Genomic DNA, 21704 nt, shown 5'->3' on the forward strand with positions numbered 1-21704 from the left:
CGCAGCTGATCTTTGGAAACTAGTTCACCCTGTTTAACCTCAGAAAAACTACTCAGTTTTTTTCTTCATTCTGCTCGATATCGTCGAACTTTAGCATATGGCCGAGCTTCGCCTGCTTCGTGTGCAAGTAGACCGTATTGTCCTCGTTCTCTTCCATCTGAATGGCAACACGTTCCACCACTTCAAGTCCGTACCCTTCAAGTCCTTTAATTTTGCGTGGATTGTTGGTTAACAACCGAATTTGACGAACCCCTAGATCTTTGAGAATTTGGGCACCAATGCCGTAATCTCGAAGATCGGCAGCAAACCCAAGCTTCAGATTGGCATCCACGGTGTCCAGACCTTCCTCTTGTAGTTTGTAGGCTTTGAGCTTGTTGATCAGTCCAATGCCTCGTCCTTCCTGTCTCATATAGAGCAGGACGCCGTTGCCTTCGTCATGGATCTGTTTCAATGCTGCATCGAATTGTGGACCACAATCGCATCGATGAGAATGGAATACATCCCCTGTGAGACATTCGGAGTGTACGCGGACCAATACAGGCTTCGATCCGTCAATTTCGCCTTTAACCAAAGCGACATGCTCCTTGTTGTCCACTGCATTTGTGTATGCCACCGCCTGGAATTCACCAAAGTCTGTTGGCATACGTACAGCTACTTCGCGTTTAACCAACTGTTCCTTCTCATTCCGGTACCGAATCATGTCCTGAATGCTAATCAGCTTCAGATCATGCTTGCGGGCAATCTCCTGCAGATCCGGAAGTCTGGCCATCGTGCCATCTTCCTTAATCACTTCACAGATTACACCTGCCGGATAAGAACCGCACATAATAGCGAGGTCTACGGCTGCTTCCGTATGTCCCGCGCGTCTTAGCACACCGCCATCTTTGGCGATGAGTGGGAACATATGCCCCGGCTTGCGGAAATCTCCGCTTTTCGCTTCGGGATCGATTAGACCCTTGACTGTAATGGAGCGTTCATGAGCCGAGATGCCCGTTGTGGTATCTTTATGATCTACAGAGACGGTGAAAGCCGTCCCATGAAAGTCCGTATTTTGCTGAACCATAGGCTTTAGGTTGAGTTCATCGGCACGTTGCTGCGTAATGGGAACACACACCAGACCCCTGCCTTCGGTAATCATGAAATTGATCACTTCAGGTGTAGCCTTTTCCGCCAAAGCGATAAAGTCGCCTTCATTCTCCCGATCCTCATCATCCACCACAATAACCGGTTTACCCTGCATGAGATCGTAGATGGCTTCCTCAATAGAATTCAGAATGGATTTCTCTAACATAGGTCCCCCTCCAGTTTCCATTTCAATTTATATTTGTAGTTTATCAATTACGATTTGTTAAGCAAAGCCGTGATTAGCCAGGAAATCCTCACTGATACTTCGCGGCTTGCCCGCACCGGTCTCCTGATGTCCCTTACCATAGTGCAGCAGATGATCCACATATTTGCCCAAAATATCACACTCAATATTGATGGTATCTCCCGTCTTTTTCCCATTTAATACGGTCTCACCAATGGTATGTGGAATAATGGATACAGTGAATGCGGTCTGTGAAGTATGCACAACGGTCAGACTAATTCCGTCCAGGGTTACAGACCCTTTGGGTATCAGATATTTGAACAGCTGCATATCGTCAGGTTTGATCTCGAAAACAATTGCATTCTGGTCACGTGTAATGCTGCCAATGACCCCAGTGCCATCGACATGGCCCTGAACGATATGCCCGCCAAAACGTCCACCTGACAGCATGGCTCGCTCCAGATTAACTTTGCTGCCGGATTGCAATTGACTAAGATTGGTATGTCGATATGTCTCGGGCATCACATCGGCAGTAAATCCGCCACCCTCCAGGGTTGTCGCAGTTAAACATACCCCGTTTACAGCTACACTATCGCCAATCTTTAAGTCGTTCATGATGGCGGAAGCTCCGATATTCAGGACCATCGCTTCGCCTTTCCGACCTATCCGCCGGATCTGACCGACTTCTTCCACCAAACCGGTAAACATGCTACCGCCTCCTTTATTTATTTCATTATCGTTAATTCATTTATTCAGGCCAAACCGGAATTCCGCCAATGCTGATATTATCTCCAACTTGCTCAATTTCCAGCTGATGTAATTGAATCGCCTGACTCATGCGCTCTACACCCTCAAAGCGGAAACTGCCTGGTGTTTCGTATCCTCCGACAATTTTCGGAGCAATGAACATGAGCAGTCGATCTACCAACCGCGCTTCCAGCATGGACCCATTCAATGTTCCACCGCCTTCAAGCAGAATTGAACCAATCTCACGCTCACCGAGCTTGCTGAGTGCACTCAGTAGATCAACACGTGGTCCTGGACCACAACGTATAATCTCCACCCCATAGGCTTCCAGCCGCTCTGCCGCTTCAGGGCTCGCCTCATCTGTTGTAAGCACCCAGGTAGGTGCAAGGCCATCCTTGACCATTTTGGCGCCTACAGGCAGACGTAGCTTGGAATCGACCACGATTCGTACCGGGCTGATCCCTTCCACTTGCAAGCGAGTCGTGAGTTCGGGATTGTCTGCAATGACCGTTTCCACACCAACCATAATTCCTTGATGGCGATGGCGAAGAGCGTGTACAATCTCGCGAGCTGACTCGTTAGAGATCCATTTGCTGTCACCGCTACGCGTAGCAATTTTGCCATCCAGTGTAGAGGCCGTCTTTAAAGTTACAAAGGGGAGACCTGTTGTAATGTATTTGATAAATTTCTCGTTCATCCGTCTTCCGCGCTCACGCAGCACTCCAACTTCAACTTCGATCCCTTGTTGACGCAGCATGCTGATTCCTCTGCCGGATACTTGCGGATTCGGATCTTCGCAGCATACAACGACACGTTTCACTTTCTCATGAATGAGACGTTCACTGCATGGTGGAGTCTTGCCATAATGGCTACAGGGTTCGAGCGTAACGTACACTGTACTGCCTTCAGCATCACTACCCGCCATGTTCAGTGCATGAACCTCTGCATGACCCGTTCCCCGTTTGAGATGACTTCCGAGGCCCACGATACGTCCTTCTTTTACCACGACACAACCAACTACCGGATTGATTCCGGTCTGTCCTTGTGCCCGTTCTGCCATATCCAGTGCTAGCGCCATATAAAATTCATCATTAATCATTTCCAAGTCCGTTCACCCCACGGTTAAAATCTTAAGTTATAGACCTCCCTTCCAACAGAGAGGCATGTTCCATATCCAATAAAAAATCCCCGTCGAACAAACCGTTCGATGGGGATGATGAGAGACATGTGTCACCAGCAGTACTATTGATACATTGCCAACAACACATCGCCCAAAACTTCATTTCAGGCAAGTGAAAGCAGACACATACCTTAATGAACTTCAATTACAGGTAAAGAGCTTCTATGATGTGGCATATGTATGAAGATTTCCGGAAGTAACCGGATTTCTCCCTGCACAGGAAATGAATTCGTCAAAAACTGTACAGCAACACTCCTGCGGAATGCGGCCCCTAAGGACTGCACCCTCTCCTTCTCCCATCCAGACTATACTGTCGGTTCTGGAATTACACCAGATCAGCCATCTGCCACAGGCAGACGGGTCACGGACTTTGCATCAATGCTGGATAGATATCCTCACATACTGCATCACCGCCGGTAGGGAATTACACCCTGCCCTGAAGGATTCGTTGCGTTATTAATTGGATGTTAGCACTTTAACGTCAAAAAATCAATTGTTTTTTGTTCCTTTTTGTCACATACTAACTTTTAATAAGCTTAAGTGTAAACAAAAACCGCTTCGCTAATTGCGAAACGGTTTACATACGTTTATTGATTAAGCTTCTACTACTTCAACTGTTTCCATTTTGTCGCGACCTTCGAAAGCGTCCACGAATTCCATACCTTTGGTTACTTTACCAAATACAGTATGTTGTCCATCCAAATGTGGTTGCGGTTGGTAGCAGATGTAGAACTGGCTTCCCCCTGTGTTACGGCCTGCATGAGCCATAGCCAAAGTTCCACGCTCATGTTTGTTCGGGTTGATTTCACAGTTAATTGTGTAACCTGGGCCGCCTGCACCGGAACCGTTAGGGCATCCGCCTTGAGCTACAAAGCCCGGAATAACACGGTGGAATACAAGACCGTTGTAGAAACCGGAGTTAGCCAGTTTCTCAAAGTTTGCTACTGTGTTTGGAGCTTCTTGATCGAACAAATCGATTACAACTTCTCCGCCGTTTGCCATTTTGATTTTCGCTTGTTTCGCCATATGTAAATGACTCCTTTCGTATTGACCATCGTTAATGGTGCCAGAACGCATGACCCTGGGCCAAGCTTTATAGCACTTTTCTTAGTGTACACTGAAAATGGATTGATCGCAAAATAATAAGCAAGTTTTTTTCAAAATCCAGCCCTAAAGATGCAAAAGAAGACAAAAAAGGAGTGTCCTTTTTTGTCTTCTTCATATAGTGCTCCACTATTTGTTCTTTAATTAACGGGTAACTGGCTGTTTTGCAATACGCTCAGGTACGAGATCATTCTGGATGATGTCCTGATACGTCTCACGGCGTACCACTACATCCCCTTGACCGTCTTTGACAAACACAACTGCCGGACGACGAATCCGGTTGTAATTGCTTGCCATCGAGTAGTTGTATGCGCCTGTGCAAGCTACTGCGAGTAGATCGCCGCTTTGCACTTTAGGCAGGTCCAGATCCCAGATCAGCATATCGCCGCTCTCACAGCATTTACCAGCAACAGATACCGTTTCCTGAGCAGCCTCATTTGCACGGTTTGCCAATACAGCCTCATATTTGGACTCATACAGCGCTGGACGTGGATTGTCTGTCATTCCACCATCCACAGCTACGTATTTACGAACTCCTGGAATATCTTTGCTTGTTCCAACAGTGTAGAGCGTAGTTCCCGCTTCCCCTACGATGCTGCGGCCTGGTTCAACCCAGATCTCAGGCACGGCATAGCCGATTTGAGCAAAATGATTTTTCACCGCATCCGTGATGGCTTTCACGTATTGTGAAACTTCAAGCGGTGTATCTCCATCGATATAGCGGATACCGAAGCCACCGCCCAGATTAACCACTTTGAATGCCACGTTAAGACGCTCATACACATCTGCTGCAAACTCAGCAACGCGTTGAACTGCCATCTGGAAGCCTTCAACTTCGAAAATTTGGGATCCGATGTGTGAATGCACACCGAGCAATACCAGATTTGACTGCTTGGAAGCCAATTCAATGGCTTCAAATGCCGTTCCGTTCCCGATATCGAATCCAAATTTGGAATCCGTTTGTCCTGTCGAGATATATTCATGCGTATGCGCTTCAACACCAGGCGTCACACGAAGCAAAATGTTAACTTTGCGATTTTTGTCTGCGGCTACAGCTTGCAGCAAGTGCAGTTCATTGAAGTTATCCACAACGAAGCAGCCAATCTCTGCATCAAGCGCCATTTCGATCTCTTCCAGCGTTTTGTTGTTACCGTGGAAATGAATGCGTTCTGCCGGGAAACCGGCTTGAAGTGCCGTGAACAATTCACCGTCGGATACAACATCCAAGGAAAGTCCTTCTTCCGCAGCAAGGGCACACATCGCCATTACGCAGAATGCTTTACTTGCATAAGCAACCTGGAAAACCAGGCCTGAAGCACGGAACGCTTCCATATACTCTCTGCAACGCTCACGAACCAATTGCTCGTCCACAACATACAGGGGAGTTCCAAATTGTTCTTTCAAGTCGGTTGTATCGACTCCACCAATTTCCAGATGTCCCTGTGCATTTATTTTACTTGTACCATGTAAATACATAATCTGCATTCCTCACTTTTTTATATACTGGAACAGCTGTTATTCCAATGATTTTACACCAGTATATCAAATTAGAAAATGAGAAGAATGGATTTTTCGGCAGATCATTTGTGTTTTTTACTTTTTTGCAGTTCCCCGTCTGGATCACTGTCCATTTTGGTATTGTCACGCGTTTTGTTGATCGAAGGACGTTTTTTATTTTCCAACAGCGGCAAACGGAACAAAAAGTTACCCAAAGCCTTTGCATTAAACGGTATGAACGGCCAGAGATACGAAGAGTTGTAGGAGCGATGCAAAGTGAGCGCCACGATAATGAACGTCGTCCCGACAACGAATCCGGGAACCTTGAATATCGCCACAGCAACGAGCAAAAACAATCTGACCAATCGATTAGCCAAACCAAGCTCATAACTGGGTGTTGCAAACATACCAATCGCGGCAATCGCCATGTAAAGTACCACTTCATTGACAAAATATCCTGTTTTTACGGCGATATCCCCGACTAAAATGGCCGCAATCAAACCCATGGCCGAAGCGAGTGGCGTCGGGGTATGGACTGCTGCCATCCGTAATAAATCCACTCCGAATTCAATAAGCAGGAACTGCAGAATCAGCGGGAGCTGGGCATTTTCATGAGGACCGATGAACTCCATTCCTGCTGGCTTAATGGCAGGGTCAATAACCATCAACAGCCATAGCGGCAACAGGAAAAGCGAAATCAGAATACCCCCAAATCGTACCCAGCGCAGATAGGTTCCCATAAAGGCGGTCTGTCTGTTCTCTTCCGCATGCTCACACAGGTCAAAAAAGGTCGTGGGCAGAATCATCACACTGGGTGAAGTATCTACAAAAACAACAACCCTTCCGTCCATCAGATGGGAAGCTGTCACATCCGGTCGTTCCGAATAACGAACCAACGGATACGGGTGCCAACCCTTGTTAATAATCGCTTCTTCAAGCTGTTTATCGGCAGCAGGGATGCCGTCGATATTTACTCGTTTGATTTTTTCACGAACGGAATCCACCTGAACCTTGTCCACGATATCGTCAATATATACAACACAGACATCCGTTTGCGATCTGCGTCCAACCTGCATAATTTCAAATTTTAATCCTGGGTCCCGTATTCTTCGGCGCACTAACGCCACGTTGGTCAGAAGTGTCTCCGTGAATCCGTCTCTTGAACCCCGCACCACTCTCTCCAGCGAAGGTTCCTCTGGGGAACGTACCGGATAGCTGCGGGTATCCATAATAATAACGGAACGATCCCCTTCGACAAACATGGCACTCATGCCAGTGAGGACCTTGTTGATGACGGCGCTCATTTTCTCCACTCGCTCAACTTGAATATGAGGAATGTAACATTCGAAATACGACTTCAGCGCATGTCCGGACACTTGCTCCGGTGTAAGATAGGTTAGCCTTTTTAACACTTCAAGCAGAATCTCATCCTTTGCAAACCCAGTCAGCAGCAACAATCCAACATGTTTGCCACCCAAGACCATTTCCCTCATATTCACATCAAAGGACTCTCCAAGTCCCAACACTTGCTGAAGCGTATATTTGTTATCACTCATGCGAGGGGATATATCGTCGTTTTCCTGCCAATATTCTACCGATTCCTCGATACTGTCAGACATTTCATTTTGCTTCTTCTTTTCGTAAGCCTTCTTTTCTTCTTCCTTTTGAATCTCATAAGGAGATTTATGCATCTTCTCTTCGGATGTTGCTTCGCTGGATTCATGCCCGTCGTTGTCCGATCTTACGTCCATTTCCCATCCTCCTTAGGCCTAACGTTTTAACGCTGGTATACAAAAAAGTCAAACAGGGAGCCCGTCATCTTCCCCAAAATCATAGCAAGCAACAATCCAAACAAATACGATTTCATGCCCAGTCGTTTTGCCAGCACTGGCAGTACATTCAGCACCTCAGTCAGTGCCGCAGCAAGCAGACCGATGAACACACCACAAAACAGTCCGATGATCGGGCTCAGCAACAGCGCTCCGTGTACCTTCCAGTGCCAAAAATCCGCAACAGTACCGAGCAGCGAACCTCCGATCAAGGCCCCTTCATACCAATGGGTTTTGTCATAGGTTCGCGTAAGTTGAGCTAGTCTTGGGATCATATCAAGCACGAGAATAAGCGCAATCACACCGCTTCCTACAGCGATTCCCCCCGCAATGCCCAGCACAATGCTGATTGCTCCGTTAAGAACGCTCATCCGCATTCATCTCCCTGCGTTCCTCTTCATGCATACGTTCGGTTTCTTCAATCACTACATACTTGTCTACATTTTGCTGATATAGGAACATTTCCACTTCCAAAGGGGTAGGTTCTTCATTCCACTTTTTCTTGAATAAATGATTGAAAAACACAGCCATACCAAACCCGATCCCGAGAGAATACGCCACCTGAAACAGATACGGATGCTCATCCCGGTGGCCCGTAATCATCTCTACAATTCGAATTTGGACTTCCTGCATGTTTACGTCCGCATGAAAATTCATAATGGTCAATGCTGATCCAAAGAAAAGCAGCAGCCACACCAGGATGAACAGAGATTTGGAAGGCTTGCCACTTCCTACAACCACCTCAACAAGCGTATGACCCGATCCGATTAATTCAACGGTGACATCTGGCAAGGTTCGACGGATCTCGGGGATGATCTGCAATATATCAATGAGGATCAGATTGCCGTCCTCCGGTCCGGGGCGCAGCAATTCAAGCTCAAGCAGCCTTCCTTCCTGTTCTTCGGGAGAGGTGAGCAAGTGAGCTACATCTCCAAGCTTGACACTTCGGCCTCTTTGGATGCGAATACGGCTGCGCAAACGAACATAGACCGTTGGAGTGGGTGTCAGGGACATCCGGAACACTCCTTTACTGCGTAATTTAGGTTAGTATTTGAAGAATGTGCAAATTTATTACATTTTGGTTGGAAAAAGGTTGTGTGGACCCTGCGGGCGCTTCGGGATGGATCGGCCATCGGTCGCTGTTGCTCTCAGGTTAGTAAGGGAACTACACGCAGGCACTCCAGCTGCAGACCAACCTTCCGATCGCTGTTGTCTCCAAATTCTTTTGATTTATTTCTAAATGTTAGAAATTTGGAGACAGTGTATGCTTTCGAAGTAGCTTTCTTTCAGAAAGCTTTTAGGCGAACGCTTCGCTTCTTCAGGTCTAATCTGCCGCCTACGTTGCTTGTGTGTATCCTTAGACGAGCCCTCACGCTTCGCTCCTTTGTCCGATTCCATCCCTCCGCTGCACGGGTCCCTTTTTTTCAAAGGCCTGCAATAAATGTGCAGGGAGGCGGTAGTAGGAGATTTAATAGCTGGCTTAATTACAGCTTTTTCTCTATTACTTTTCTTTATGACTAATGCACAAAAACAAAAAAAGCCGCTAATATAGCGACTTATTGAGAAGAGAAAACCTTATGGATTGTCTGATCAGGTATCTTTGTGAAAGCCTTACGCATCGTTGTCAGGACTTCCTGTGAAGAGGTTATATCTGAAGAAGGAGTAATTTGGATTACTTCAATATCTTTGGGGAACGGGTGGAAATAACGCATATAAACAAAAACAAAAGCCGTGATTATCAGCAGGACGGATAACAATACTTTCATTTTTTTGTTCAATGTTCAATACCCTCCTTAATTCTCAACTCCACTTCTCTTCTGAACTTTAACGGGGTGATTTGCATGGTTTTACGAAACTGATGGATAAAATAGCTCGTGCTATTAAAACCAACTTCATAAGCAATCTCGGTAATACTACGTTCTTGGAGTTGCAACAACTCCACACTTTTTTGAATTCGATAATCAATAACATACTGCATGGGTGTTGTCTTCAACATTTGTTTGAAATAACGACATGTTTCCGAGCGGCTTAACTGACCGGCCCTCGCAATGTCCTCCAATTGGATTGGTTCGGCGAAGTGCAGGTGAATCCATTCGACCATATCCTTCATTCGCCTGCTTCTGATGATTTCGGATGGATCATATTCCAGCGCGTATCCACTTGTAATCAGATGTTTCCATATCGTCAAAAGGCTTGCAGCCACATTCATTTCGTAAAATGGAGGCTGCTCATCCAAATCCTTTTTAACATGCCGGATGGCGTCGAGGACTTGAACTCCCCATGAAATTTCCCTTTTGATATGAAGATAAGGTAAATTGGTTGCTGAGATATAAGGATGAACATACTTCAAATATAACTCGGAAGGCACAACAAAATGCGGAGAGACATTTAGACAAAGATAAATACAATTATCCTGCTTACCCCGTTCCTCTGCCATGTGCATGCAACCACTGTTGATAAACAGCCCGTCGCCTTGGAGCACAATGATCTTTTGATCATTCACATAAAAAAGAGCTTCGCCCTGGACAACCAAGACAAACTGCAATTCATCATGCCAATGCAAAGGAATATGCCCGTGAACATTGCGTGCAATTGTGGTTTCATAACACGCCACAGGCAATATAACTGTACGATGCTCCGTCAGTTCCCTCCCGTTCTTATCAATTCCAAATTCTATCTTAAGCATATTCTCTCATCTCAATATAATGATATTTATCTGTGCGATATTGATATTATTATAGCCTATTTCGTTTTAATATAGCACTATTCTTATATTTAAGGTGAGGGCGCTATTCATGAAAATATCTATTCAAAGATCTAGAAAATCAGGCCTATTCTTCGTTCTTACAGGTGCGATATGCTGGGGCATTGGCGGAACAGTTTCACAAAAACTGTTTCAACAATACGGAATTGAAGTCAACTGGTTTGTAACGGTTCGACTGCTGATTGCGGGTATACTGCTTCTGACGGTTCAATCCTTTACAACAAGGCGCTCGCAAATTTTCGATATGTGGAAGCAGAAAAAAACAGCCTTGCAGCTAATCATTTTCGGATTATTCGGGATGCTCGCTGTTCAATATACGTACATGGCGTCTATTCAACATGGCAACTCCGCAGTAGCGACACTACTTCAATATCTATCACCAGTCATGATCATAGTCTATATGATCTGGCGAAAACAGGCTGCTCTAAGCAGAAAGGATGTTGCATCAGCGATTCTGGCTCTGAGCGGGTGTTTTCTCCTGCTCACCAATGGTTCTCTCTCCCAATTGTCTGTGCCTTTACCCGCAGTATTGTGGGGGTTGTTATCCGGAGTTGCCGCTGCCTTCTATACCCTCTACGCCGTGAAACGGATTGAAAAGTTTGATTCACTTGTTGTGGTAGGCTGGGCAATGATTATCGGAGGCGCTGCGCTGAGTCTCATCCACCCACCGTGGAAAATGGACTTTGCTAGCTTGCGTTTGGAAACCTACGGATATTTGGCCTTTACCATTATTTTAGGGACAATGATTGCATTCTGGTTCTATATCGAAAGTTTAAAAAGCCTGTCAGCCAAAGAAACGAGTTTAATGGGAAGCGCGGAGCCGCTTGCTGCCGTTGGCACCACTGTTATCTGGTTGCATGAACCCTTCGGGATATTTCAATGGCTGGGGACCGCATGTATCATTGGATTGATATTATTGTTGCAGTCGAATCGCCCCAAACCCATTCAGGTCAACGACAAATAACCTTCTTCGCATATTAAATGCGCGATAGAAGGTTGTTAGTTGTCGTATATTGGTGGTTTAACACCCATATTGTTGTCAGCAATCCAAAATCACTGTGCGATCTGGTCGCGGATGGATTGAAGTATTTTTTTCTCCAGTCGTGACACCTGCACCTGGGATATACCCAGCCTGCTAGCGACCTCGGACTGGGTCTGATCCCGGTAATACCGGAGGTATACAATCAGCCGTTCCCTTTCGCTGAGACCGCCAATCGCTTCGTTTAGCGCAAGTTTGTCAAACCACCGTTCCTGAGACTCATCGGCAATCTGGTCCATTAGTGTAATCGGATCGCCGTCATTCTCAAACACCGTCTCATGTATGGAGGTCGGCGGTTTGTTGGCTTCCTGAGCAAATACAACTTCCTCTGGGGTTACCCCCAACTCCGCGGCTACTTCCTTAATCGTTGGAAGACGGTCGAGGTGTTTGGAGAGTTCATCCCTTTTTTTGCGGACTTTATTCGCCATTTCCTTGAGCGAACGACTGACCTTAAGCGTGCCGTCATCCCGCAGGAAGCGCTGAATTTCTCCGATAATCATCGGGACAGCATAGGTGGAGAATTTCACATCATAACTGAGATCGAATTTATCCACCGATTTGAGCAGCCCGATACAACCAATCTGGAACAGATCTTCCGGCTCATATCCCCTGTTCATAAAACGTTGTACGACGGACCAGACGAGTCTGATGTTGCAGTTCACCAGCGTATCCCGTGCGACATGGTCACCCGACTGACTGAGCGCAATCAGCCGTTTGACCTCGGCATCGTCCAAATAGGTCTGTGAAGACTGTTTCACTTCAGCATCCATAAGACTACCAACCCCTAATTATACAATGCTTTCTTGGATTCAATCCTTTTCTTCATCTTGATGGAGGTGCCTCTGCCGGGCTCACTGCTGACTTCGAATTCATCCATGAAGTTTTCCATAATGGTGAAGCCCATGCCCGAGCGCTCAAGTTCGGGTTTGGACGTATACAGCGGCTGTTTGGCAAGTTCAAGATCTTCGATGCCTTCACCACGGTCTTCCACAATGATGGTAATCATGTCATCCCGAATCTCGGCTTGAATGGACACGACACCTTCCGCATTGTTGTTGTATCCGTGGATGATGCTGTTCGTTACGGCTTCCGAAATGACCGTCTTCAGATCGCTAAGCTCGTCCATCGTAGGATCAAGCTGGGAGATGAAGGCAGCAACCGTCACCCGTGCGAACGATTCGTTCTCCGACTTGGCCGCGAATTGCAGATTCATGAAATTTGTCCCCGTTCCTTCATTCATGAGACGACCTCCAGACCCGAGAGAGCAGTTCCCTCATTTTCGTAAATCGGCATAATCTTGAACAAACCTGACATTTCCAGCAAACGATACACTGGCGGATTGACATCACAGACAACCATCTTGCCGCCTTTATTCTTAATGAGCTTGTATCTACCCAAAATGACACCCAGACCCGAACTATCCATGAATTGCAGATCTTTCAGGCTAAGTACCAAATGCTCGCATTGTCTGCGCTGGATAGCTTCATCCATCTGCATCCGTACCATGTCAGCTGTATGGTGATCCAGCTCCCCGGATAATCGCACAATCAGAATCCCGCGGTGATGTTCCATTTCCACATGCAAGTTCACGTTTGCTCACTCTCCTCCCTGTCTTGAACAAGGATTTCTACGTTCCCGAAGGCTTTTCCTGCCCCCCGACAAAACTAGAAGAAAACCCCTAATTAACTACAAAATACGTTCAAAGGATGCACGCATCCTGCATAAATCGCCGTTTAATCGAACAGTTTGGAGGTTGTGCGTTTGAACAGCTTCCACCAGCCAGCCTTGTCCACACCCTGCGGAGCCTGAATGTCGAACTCCTTGATGACTTCATTGCCCTGGTAGACGACTAGTTTACCTACACTCTGACCTGCTTTGACCGGAGCTTTCACTTCTTTTGCCATCAGCAATTCATGACGGATCTCATCCGATTTCGCACCTTTGCGCATCAACACACTATAATTTTGTGTTGCATTCAGCGGCAATTCGGCAACTTCACCTTTTTCAATTTTCAGACTACCCAGCAGGTCCCCTGACTTGTACAGGGCTTTCATCGTGTATTGCCCAAAAGCATAGTCAAACATCGAGGAAACTTCACTGTTCCGTGTTTTGGTATTGGGTTCTCCGAGTACTACCGCGACCGTACGAAGCCCATCCTTCATCGCTGTAGCCGAGAGACAAAACTTGGCTTCGGAAGTGTATCCTGTTTTCAACCCATCGGCACCGGAGTAGAAACGAACCAACTTGTTCGTATTCACCAGCCAGAATGGCTTCTCGCTATCTTTACGAAGGTAGTCCTGGTATGCACCGGTATATTTCGTAATCCCCGGATGCTTCAGCAGTTCACGGCTCATGACCGCAATGTCATGGGCCGAAGAATAATGGTTATCGACCGGCAGGCCGTTACAGTTGGAAAAATGAGTATCCTTCATTCCGAGTTCCTTCGCCCGCTCATTCATCAGTTGTACAAAGGCTTCCTCCGAACCGGCAATTTTCTCAGCCATCGCTACAGAGGCATCATTACCGGAAGCCATAGCAATACCTTTTAACATATCGTCGACCGTCATCTCTTCCCCAGGTTCCAGAAAAATCTGTGATCCACCCATGGATGCGGCATATTCACTCGTTCTCACTTTATCCGTCAGCTTCAGCTTGCCAGAGTCGACCGCTTCAATGGTGAGCAGCATGGTCATAATCTTCGTAATGCTCGCCGGTGGCAGCTGATCATGACTGTTTTTTTCAAAAATGACAGTGCCCGTATCAGCATCCATCAAAATGGCAGAGCGTGCCGACGGGGCCAAATCGGTTCCCCCCGCTGCTTTGGGAGTTTCTTCAGCCAGCGCGGTTGATGCCATCAGGGGCAGCAGGATACAAAGGGTCATGAACGATGCCATTATTCGTTTCTTCACTAGGGTTACCTCCTCAAATGACTTGCTTACTGCATGTTCCATGCATGTACTGCTAATCATTGTCGGCCCGATTGAAGTAAATTATTCCATGTAAAGAATGATTTCCCGAACTTTTTATGTAATCCGTGTGAAACACAAAAAACGAGCCTGACACTCATTGGATGAGAAAGCTGCCCGTTAAGGAAATAAAAAAAAGACAATCTGCCCCAATGAATCACATTAGGGTAGATCGTCTTCTTATTGATCAGTTACATTTGTGGAATAACAGCCAGCACAAGGGCCAGGAACGATTCACGAACACGTTCTGTCGTCTCCATAACCTCATCATGCGACAACGGCTGGTCCAGAATGCCGGCAGCCATGTTGCTGATACAGGAGATACCGAGTACTTCTATGCCGGCGTGGCGTGCCACGATGACTTCAGAAACGGTAGACATGCCGACAGCATCCGCACCCAGCGTACGCAGCATCACGATCTCAGCTGGTGTCTCATAGTTTGGACCAAGCATACCTGCGTATACACCTTCACGTACATCAAAACCTTGTGACGCGGCTGTATCCTTCGCCAGCGCACGCAGACGGCGGCTGTACGCTTCGGACAGATCCGGGAAGCGCACACCCAGTGCGGAGTCATTCGGTCCGATTAATGGATTCTTGCCTGTGAGATTCAGATGATCCGAGATCAGCATCAGGTCACCCGCCTCATAAGAGGTATTCACGCCACCTGCAGCGTTCGTTACGAGCAGCGAAGTTACGCCCAGTTCTTTCATAACACGTACCGGGAAGGCAGTCAGTTCCGGACCATATCCTTCGTACATGTGGAAACGACCTTTCATCATAACGACCGGACGGCCTTTGATGGTTCCCACCAGCAATTCGCCCTCATGTCCCTCTACTGTGGACACCGGAAAATGCGGAATATCCTGATAGGCGATGCTTACGCCATCTTCAATCAATTCTGCCAAAATGCCAAGTCCTGAACCTAAAATCAAACCGACTTCCGGTTTAATGGAACTTTTGCTTTGGATGTAAGATGCCGCTTCCAAAATCATCTGTTGGTTTAATGCTGTCATAAGATGTTCCCCCTTGAGTTGAAACGATCCGTCTGTATCCGCAAATGACATCAATGGAAACTACACGCTGAAATGATGCATTCGCTTATGTATAACGGCGTTTAAATGTGTTCAATTTATTTTATCCTAAATCGGACTATTGTTCCGCATTTTTTTGCAAATTTGTATCCAAGTACAAACTATTTTGCCCGCGGATGATGAGATTCATATATCTCTTTCATCGTTTTGCGACCATGATGCCCATACTGTTGCCCAGGCTGCTCCACATGACCGAGCATGTCCTGTACCGCACGGGTATCTGCCCCACTGGCAATCAGGTGAGCAGCAAAGGAATGACGCAGCGTATGTGGTGTGATTTCACCCGAGATTCCTGCATCCATCGCTGCTTTTTTGAGCAGCTTCCAGAAGCCTTGCCGGGTTAATCGTCTACCGGATACGTTGACAAAGAGAGCCTGCTCGTCCGTCTCATTTTTGATTAGCAGGTTACGGTACTCGTTCACATAAACACTTGCCCACTCTGCTGCAGGCGCACCGATTGGCAAAATTCGTTCTTTACCGGCACCTCCACAGCGGATAAAGCGCATGCCTGGCTGTACGTCCCGCACATCCAGTGCAATCAGTTCGGATACACGAATGCCTGTCGCATATAATAACTCCAGCATGGCCCGGTCACGCACCCCTTGCGGTGAACGGGTATCGGGGGACGCGAGCAGCAATTCGATCTCTTGGATGGTTAACACCTGCGGTGGTGTCTTGTCTGCTTTTGGAGCCTCCACATCAAACGTAGGGTCCTGTAATATGTCACCACGCCGCATCAAAAAATGAAAATAGGAGCGCAGGGATACAACGCTGCGGGCAATGGTTGCATTCGCACGTCCTGCCTGTTTCTGCTGACCTACAAACAGGATAACATGCGTCCGGCGCACCTGCTCCGCTTCCCGGATACCGTATTCTTTATCCGCAAATTCGATGAACTTGTCCACGTCCCGAAGATACGATTCCAGCGTGCTGCTCGACATCCCTTTATCCTCTTGCAAGTATAAGGCATAGGCGTGTATCGTCTGCTTCATGCACAACGCTCCTCATCTGACAGGACTGCCACACGGGCAACCTGCTTCCGTATTTGCATCCCTGGCTGTCCAGCTACTCTCCGTACCAATAGAATAAACGGAGACGCTCTGCCATTGTAGGACGTCCTTCCCCGTTACTTGGCCAAACCGTTTCCTGAAATACTTTAACCGCATTTCCTGTTGGCATCTGATATTGGTCCACAGGTGAGATCCATCCGTTGAACAAATCCAGGACATGATAGAACAGATAAACTAATGCAGCAAAAAATACGATAAATCGAATAAAACGGAGCCCTTTCCGCAGCGATATAATCATGGGTTGTACCCCTTTCTGGTTCGAATCCGACTCGTCTAGAATCAGGGTATGTTAACGAACACAGGAATATGACATTCAGGGTAAACCTCACATCACACGCTGGACCAAAAAAGCTCTCCCGTCAAAACCGCCGGTGAGAGCTTGAAGATATGCTATGTTATTCTTCATCTTTGGGCTTCTGGTCATTTTTAGCTTTGCAACGGTAACAAATCCCATGGAAATCCAGTCGGTGATCTACTACCGAAAAGTTAAATTCCCGCTCCAGTCGCTCTTCAAGCGGTCCAAGCCAGTCTTCACGTATTTCATCCATACTTCCGCATTGAACACAGATTAAGTGATGATGGTGATGCTTGGATGTATCTCCGCGTAGATCATAACGCGCTACACCGTCGCCGAAGTTGATTTTCTCTACAACATGCAGCTCACTCAGCAGTTCGAGGGTACGGTACACGGTTGCGAGACCGATTTCGGGAGCCTTTTCTTTCACGAGCATGAATACGTCTTCTGCGCTCAGATGATCTTCTTCATTCTCAAGAAGTACTCTTAAGGTGGCTTCCCGCTGGGGCGTTAATTTATATCCTTGGGACTGTAGTTGCTGCTTAATTTTATCGATCCGTGCTTCCATTTTCTCCCTCCCCCTAGGAAATCACTGCACACTGCAACTTAACCCACTTCTTTCATTATAGGGGGAGTACATAATTAAAGTCAACATTTTACACTATCACGCGCAAAGCTAAGCGGGTAGTAGCATCGGTGTGACCCAGCGCATCATCGCAGGTGTAACCCATGTTTCAAATGACGCAACCCCTAACAGCAGTGCTGCCATAACGAGAGTTAACACCATATATGAAGCAAAAGGCCTCTGACGGCCTGGTGTCCGCTGCATCAGAACACGGTTCCGAATAATATATAAGGAAAAGGTCATGGCTGACACACTGCAAATGAGCAGTACCGGAATCACGAATAAATTATGAGGCGCAACGGAAACCAGGGCAAATAACAGCCCTTTCCATGAATACTGTCCGACAAGGTAACCCACTGTAAAACCAATGAGCACCCCTTTCAGAAAATCCAGAACCAATATGCCCGGCAGACCGATGACCGATAAACCCAGAATGAAGATCAGGCCAACCCACTTTAGATGAAGCATAGCAATGTCCCAATAGGTTCCGGTCTCAGTCACCTGTCCGCTGTGCTGTACCGTCATGAAGAAGTTACCGAGGTAGCCCTCCAGATCCTGGCGTTGTTCAAGGGATAGGGCATTAACCATCAGGGCGCCAAAAATGACACCCACCAGAAACAAGACAGCCACGAATACATATAAAGAGGTTTGGCCTTTGAATGTGAAGTAGGCAGAACGCATACAGGTACGAGTCCCCTTTCCGGTTATCATGCTGCAAGGATGTCGAGTGAAATCCTCATAGTCATTCTTATGAACCGGAATGCACACGTATGACTTCTTGTCCAGAATCAGATTTCTTCTCCATGACAAAATGCCATTCCCGCACCAAATGATGCTAACTCACCTTACGAGCATACCGCAAACTGATCTACTCTGATCTTTCCTTGCTAGACACCTTTCCGTAAGTGCCCCCACCACCAGATGACAATTCGAGTTGACCATCCCGCGCTGCAACGATAAGACCTGCGAGAACCGGTCCAACGGCCTCTACAAGTTCATCCTCGCTTGTACGATGTAATACGTTCATTTCCGTACCAAAGCGGTCCAGCAGCTGGCGCAGTTTGGCTTTCCCCAAACCTGGGATGAATTCCAACGGTACCTGATAGTGATAAGCAGGTCGGTTTGCTGGAACATGCGGACTCTCTCGGTCAGCGATTGCCAGTATACGATCCAGTACACCCTGCACAAGCTTCACACTTCCACAGTGTGGACAACGTTCTGCCGACATCGCATGCTCGTCCATAATGCTCCCACAGGATGCACAGTAGGTACGATGGTATTTGCCAAGTCTCGGATCCAAACCGTAGTTGGCTGTAATGCTTCTGCCTGCCTGTCCTTTAAGTGCCATGCTGAATTCGTCAAAAGAAGGCTTCGCGAGTTGCAACTCGTTGTACTCTCGTCCAATCTTACCCAGAGAATGAGCATCCGAATTGGTCAGAAAGGGAACCTGATCCAGTTCCCGAATATAACTGGCCATGGATGAATCAGAGCTTAGTCCAAGCTCAACCGCATCGATCAGGCTAGTATCCAGCACATCAGCCATACGAGAGGCTGTGCTGCCATATATGCCTTTATGCGGGGTAAACGCATGCGCTGGCACAATAAGCCCGCCACGCGCCTTTATCTCGGCCTGCATCTCAAGCGCGGGTACATACACCCGCTGTGAGCTCAGGTTTACATTTTTCATATAACGTTTCATCCAGTCCGTGAAGGACTTCATGGTTTTCAGATCACGGAAGTAGGCCAACATATGGAACTCCCGCATCCCTGGCTCGCGCAGCTCCAATTCCGTACCCAGCAGGATGGTTGTGTCCTGATACGCAATGCCCCCTCCCTCAAGCTCGGACATCGTGCCGTTCTCAAGCAGCTGTTCGATGTCCATCTGTACAACCGGAGAGTGACAATCAATGACACCGAGTAGATGGATTCCTTTGCGATCCGAGGCTTCTCTAGCAATGTTTTCGAAGGTCAGATCACGGCTGCCACTGATTTTAACAGCTTCTCCGCGCGAAGTTCGTCCAATGTGAATATGGAGGTCTGCATAACAAGGCTCCCACCCTGCAGACGCTACCTGTTGCTCATTCATCATTAAAACCGTCCAGTTGTTCTGTAAAGATCCCATGCATACACAGCCATCATCGTTTTGGCATCACTGATCCGATTCTGATCCATCAATTGATAAGCCTCTTCAATTGTAATCTCGGATACTTCAAGAAATTCATCTTCGTCTAAAGCCATGTCCCCTGCTTCGAGCTCCTCCGCGATATACAAATGGATGATCTCATCCGCAAATCCTGGCGAAGTGTAAAATGAACGCAGATGCCGCAGTGATTTGGCTACATAACCGGTTTCTTCGCGCAATTCACGCGCTGCTGCCACTTCAGGTTCTTCTCCTGGGTCCAGTTTGCCTGCCGGAATCTCGACTTCGGTACGTCCCATGGCCTGACGATACTGATCAACGACGAGCATACGATCTCCATTCAGCGCGAGGACAGCCACCGCTCCAGGATGACGGATGATCTCACGGGTAGCAGTCTGACCGTTAGGCAGCTTGACTGTGTCGACTTGAAGGGAAATGACTTTGCCCTCGAAGATGGGCTTTGTCGATATGGTCTCTTCGTCAAGTTTTGGATTGGCAGGATGCTTATGATTGGTTGGGTTCATCTGTTCTTCAACTCCACTTCTTCGAATTTTGGTTCTCTTTATACGTATAAACCTCTGTTTTTTGGCATATGGTGAGCTTATAGCGATTTCAAACAAATATAGCGAATCAGGGGGACAACCAATGAACAGTTATTTAACACCGCAATCCGTACACGTGGTCGGACAAGCCAGACAAGTCCAGCTCATACTCAAACAATGGGTGCGTGAGTGGGGTCCAGATGCCAAATTAATCGATATGCTCGCTGGACGTAAATGATACTGTTCTTGGTCTGCAATACCCATGAAATATAACATGGTTTTGCCAAAAAGTCCGAACTCGGTTTGTACCGGATTCGGACTTTTCAGTTGAAGCACGGGGAGTTTCACCCTCAGTCTCTTTGGATTACTTTTTATTTGCAGCCGTTTCCTGAATAATAGCTACAACCACTTCAGATAGTTTCACAATATCCTCGGCACGGATGCGTTCTTTCGTCGTATGGATGTCCTCATAGCCTACAGCCAGGTTGACCGTGGGTATGTTGAACCCATTGAAGATGTTGGCATCACTGCCACCACCGGATGCAAACGTGCTAGTTTCCAGCCCCAGGCTCCGAATGGCACGCTGTGCAAGCTGAACAACCTCGTGTTCATCATGGAAGCCAAAAGCAGGATACAGGATCTCACTGCGGAACTCAGCGGTTGCACCATATTTGCGGCATGTCGTTTCCAGTGCTTCACGCATCTGGGCCACTTGAAGTTCTACCTTCTCCTGCACAATACTGCGTGCCTCAGCCTCAATCTGCACAAAATCGCAGACGACGTTCAGTGCTGATCCGCCCTGGAATTTGCCGATGTTCGCCGTAGTCTCATCATCAATTCGTCCCAGCTTCATCGCTGCAATTGCTTTGGCCGCCACTTGGATGGCACTGATGCCGTCTTCCGGATTCACGCCCGCATGTGCGGATTTCCCATAGATCTTCATCTGAATTTCCGCTCTGGCCGGAGCAGCCACACAAATTGTACCCACAGCTCCGTTGGAATCCAGGGCATAACCGAACTCGGCTTCAATATCCTTCGGATTCATTGCACGTGCACCAACCAGACCCGACTCTTCACCTACGGTAATCACAAATTGAATTTTTCCATGTGGAAGGTTGTTCTCTTGAATAGCTCGAATCGCTTCAAACAAAGCAGCAATCCCCGCCTTGTCATCTGCACCCAGAATTGTCGTGCCGTCACTGCGAATCCAGCCGTCTTCACCCAGCTCAGGTTTAATTCCCTGTCCAGGCGTTACGGTATCCATATGACATGTGAAAAAGATGGGCGTAGCTTCTTCCGCACCCTCGGCTTCCCAGGTAATCACGAGATTACCAGCGCCATGTCCGGTTTTCTCCATGGTGTCGTCCTCATACACGCTGAGGCCCAGCTGAGTAAACTGGTCTTTTAACACTTTTGATATATTCTGTTCATGGGTTGTTTCACTATCAATCTGCACCAATTCCATAAATTGATCAATAACACGCTGCTGTTTTATCATAGGAC

General features: G+C 47.3%; 24 protein-coding genes and 1 riboswitch. Of the genes, 2 read left to right on the forward strand and 22 right to left on the reverse strand.

Going from position 1 to position 21704, the window contains the following annotated elements; all coding sequences use genetic code 11:
- Window positions 1–52: 52 nt before the first annotated feature.
- The 10 genes from BLS14_RS10630 to BLS14_RS10675 form a co-directional block, all read right to left on the reverse strand.
- A complete protein-coding gene (locus tag BLS14_RS10630) occupies window positions 53–1291 on the reverse strand; it encodes a bifunctional 3,4-dihydroxy-2-butanone-4-phosphate synthase/GTP cyclohydrolase II (RefSeq protein ID WP_072735283.1) in 1239 nt (412 codons plus the stop codon).
- Window positions 1292–1348: 57 nt separating this feature from the next.
- Complete coding sequence (gene ribE / locus BLS14_RS10635; RefSeq protein ID WP_090951488.1) at window positions 1349–2017, reverse strand: riboflavin synthase; 669 nt, start codon at window positions 2015–2017, stop codon at window positions 1349–1351.
- Between the two features lie 40 nt (window positions 2018–2057).
- Window positions 2058–3161, reverse strand: a complete 1104-nt coding sequence (gene ribD, locus BLS14_RS10640; protein WP_063565740.1) for a bifunctional diaminohydroxyphosphoribosylaminopyrimidine deaminase/5-amino-6-(5-phosphoribosylamino)uracil reductase RibD — start codon at window positions 3159–3161, stop codon at window positions 2058–2060.
- A gap of 359 nt (window positions 3162–3520) precedes the next feature.
- A riboswitch (FMN riboswitch) is annotated at window positions 3521–3684 on the reverse strand.
- Window positions 3685–3830: 146 nt separating this feature from the next.
- Window positions 3831–4262: a peptidylprolyl isomerase gene (locus BLS14_RS10645; RefSeq protein WP_024630947.1), complete on the reverse strand. Its 432-nt coding sequence runs from the start codon at window positions 4260–4262 to the stop codon at window positions 3831–3833.
- Window positions 4263–4484: 222 nt separating this feature from the next.
- Window positions 4485–5816: a diaminopimelate decarboxylase gene (gene lysA / locus BLS14_RS10650; protein WP_090951492.1), complete on the reverse strand. Its 1332-nt coding sequence runs from the start codon at window positions 5814–5816 to the stop codon at window positions 4485–4487.
- A 104-nt stretch (window positions 5817–5920) separates the two neighbouring features.
- Window positions 5921–7528, reverse strand: a complete 1608-nt coding sequence (locus BLS14_RS10655; RefSeq protein WP_256336396.1) for a spore germination protein — start codon at window positions 7526–7528, stop codon at window positions 5921–5923.
- A gap of 86 nt (window positions 7529–7614) precedes the next feature.
- Complete coding sequence (locus BLS14_RS10660) at window positions 7615–8037, reverse strand: stage V sporulation protein AB (protein WP_063565738.1); 423 nt, start codon at window positions 8035–8037, stop codon at window positions 7615–7617.
- A complete protein-coding gene (locus BLS14_RS10665; protein ID WP_063565737.1) occupies window positions 8024–8680 on the reverse strand; it encodes a stage V sporulation protein AA in 657 nt (218 codons plus the stop codon). Before BLS14_RS10665 ends, BLS14_RS10660 begins: the two co-directional genes overlap by 14 nt.
- 542 nt (window positions 8681–9222) lie before the next feature.
- Window positions 9223–9444, reverse strand: a complete 222-nt coding sequence (locus BLS14_RS10670; RefSeq protein WP_063565736.1) for a hypothetical protein — start codon at window positions 9442–9444, stop codon at window positions 9223–9225.
- Window positions 9441–10352, reverse strand: a complete 912-nt coding sequence (locus BLS14_RS10675; protein WP_063565735.1) for an AraC family transcriptional regulator — start codon at window positions 10350–10352, stop codon at window positions 9441–9443. The genes BLS14_RS10670 and BLS14_RS10675 overlap by 4 nt, the downstream gene beginning before the upstream one ends.
- A 109-nt stretch (window positions 10353–10461) precedes the next feature.
- On the opposite strand from BLS14_RS10675, the gene BLS14_RS10680 reads away from it, so the two are divergent.
- Window positions 10462–11394 carry an EamA family transporter gene (locus tag BLS14_RS10680; protein WP_063565734.1) on the forward strand — a complete coding sequence of 311 codons (933 nt, stop codon included), beginning with the start codon at window positions 10462–10464 and terminating at the stop codon, window positions 11392–11394.
- 89 nt (window positions 11395–11483) lie between these two features.
- Here BLS14_RS10680 and sigF read toward each other — a convergent pair whose 3' ends face one another.
- From sigF to BLS14_RS10735, 11 genes are all read right to left on the reverse strand, one after another.
- Window positions 11484–12239 carry an RNA polymerase sporulation sigma factor SigF gene (sigF, locus tag BLS14_RS10685; RefSeq protein WP_024630954.1) on the reverse strand — a complete coding sequence of 252 codons (756 nt, stop codon included), beginning with the start codon at window positions 12237–12239 and terminating at the stop codon, window positions 11484–11486.
- Between the two features lie 14 nt (window positions 12240–12253).
- Window positions 12254–12709 carry an anti-sigma F factor gene (gene spoIIAB, locus BLS14_RS10690; protein WP_053784445.1) on the reverse strand — a complete coding sequence of 152 codons (456 nt, stop codon included), beginning with the start codon at window positions 12707–12709 and terminating at the stop codon, window positions 12254–12256.
- Window positions 12706–13059: an anti-sigma F factor antagonist gene (gene spoIIAA / locus BLS14_RS10695; protein ID WP_036663380.1), complete on the reverse strand. Its 354-nt coding sequence runs from the start codon at window positions 13057–13059 to the stop codon at window positions 12706–12708. The genes spoIIAB and spoIIAA overlap by 4 nt, the downstream gene beginning before the upstream one ends.
- 143 nt (window positions 13060–13202) lie before the next feature.
- Window positions 13203–14324, reverse strand: a complete 1122-nt coding sequence (locus tag BLS14_RS10700) for a D-alanyl-D-alanine carboxypeptidase family protein (protein WP_231952730.1) — start codon at window positions 14322–14324, stop codon at window positions 13203–13205.
- A 302-nt stretch (window positions 14325–14626) separates the two neighbouring features.
- On the reverse strand, window positions 14627–15451 hold the full coding sequence (locus tag BLS14_RS10705) for a purine-nucleoside phosphorylase (RefSeq protein WP_063565732.1): 825 nt from the start codon (window positions 15449–15451) through the stop codon (window positions 14627–14629).
- 179 nt (window positions 15452–15630) lie between these two features.
- Window positions 15631–16521 carry a tyrosine recombinase gene (locus BLS14_RS10710; protein WP_063565731.1) on the reverse strand — a complete coding sequence of 297 codons (891 nt, stop codon included), beginning with the start codon at window positions 16519–16521 and terminating at the stop codon, window positions 15631–15633.
- A gap of 73 nt (window positions 16522–16594) precedes the next feature.
- Window positions 16595–16837 (reverse strand): DUF4227 family protein, encoded by a 243-nt coding sequence (locus BLS14_RS10715; protein ID WP_063565730.1) that lies wholly within the window; start codon window positions 16835–16837, stop codon window positions 16595–16597.
- 157 nt (window positions 16838–16994) lie between these two features.
- Entirely contained in the window at window positions 16995–17462 is a 468-nt protein-coding gene (locus BLS14_RS10720) for a ferric iron uptake transcriptional regulator (protein WP_063565729.1), read from the reverse strand.
- A gap of 108 nt (window positions 17463–17570) precedes the next feature.
- Window positions 17571–18200 (reverse strand): stage II sporulation protein M, encoded by a 630-nt coding sequence (gene spoIIM, locus BLS14_RS10725; protein WP_063565728.1) that lies wholly within the window; start codon window positions 18198–18200, stop codon window positions 17571–17573.
- 187 nt (window positions 18201–18387) lie between these two features.
- Window positions 18388–19608 carry an endonuclease Q family protein gene (locus BLS14_RS10730; protein WP_256336349.1) on the reverse strand — a complete coding sequence of 407 codons (1221 nt, stop codon included), beginning with the start codon at window positions 19606–19608 and terminating at the stop codon, window positions 18388–18390.
- Window positions 19608–20183: an NUDIX domain-containing protein gene (locus BLS14_RS10735; RefSeq protein ID WP_076291901.1), complete on the reverse strand. Its 576-nt coding sequence runs from the start codon at window positions 20181–20183 to the stop codon at window positions 19608–19610. The genes BLS14_RS10730 and BLS14_RS10735 overlap by 1 nt, the downstream gene beginning before the upstream one ends.
- Before the next feature lie 121 nt (window positions 20184–20304).
- On the opposite strand from BLS14_RS10735, the gene BLS14_RS10740 reads away from it, so the two are divergent.
- Entirely contained in the window at window positions 20305–20439 is a 135-nt protein-coding gene (locus BLS14_RS10740; protein WP_090810664.1) for a Z-ring formation inhibitor MciZ, read from the forward strand.
- Window positions 20440–20565: 126 nt separating this feature from the next.
- On the opposite strand, the gene BLS14_RS10745 is transcribed toward BLS14_RS10740, so the two are convergent.
- Window positions 20566–21699, reverse strand: a complete 1134-nt coding sequence (locus BLS14_RS10745; protein WP_090951498.1) for a tripeptidase T — start codon at window positions 21697–21699, stop codon at window positions 20566–20568.
- Window positions 21700–21704: the final 5 nt, after the last annotated feature.

It is taken from the genome of Paenibacillus sp. OK060 (genome assembly GCF_900101205.1).
Taxonomy (GTDB): domain Bacteria; phylum Bacillota; class Bacilli; order Paenibacillales; family Paenibacillaceae; genus Paenibacillus; species Paenibacillus marchantiae.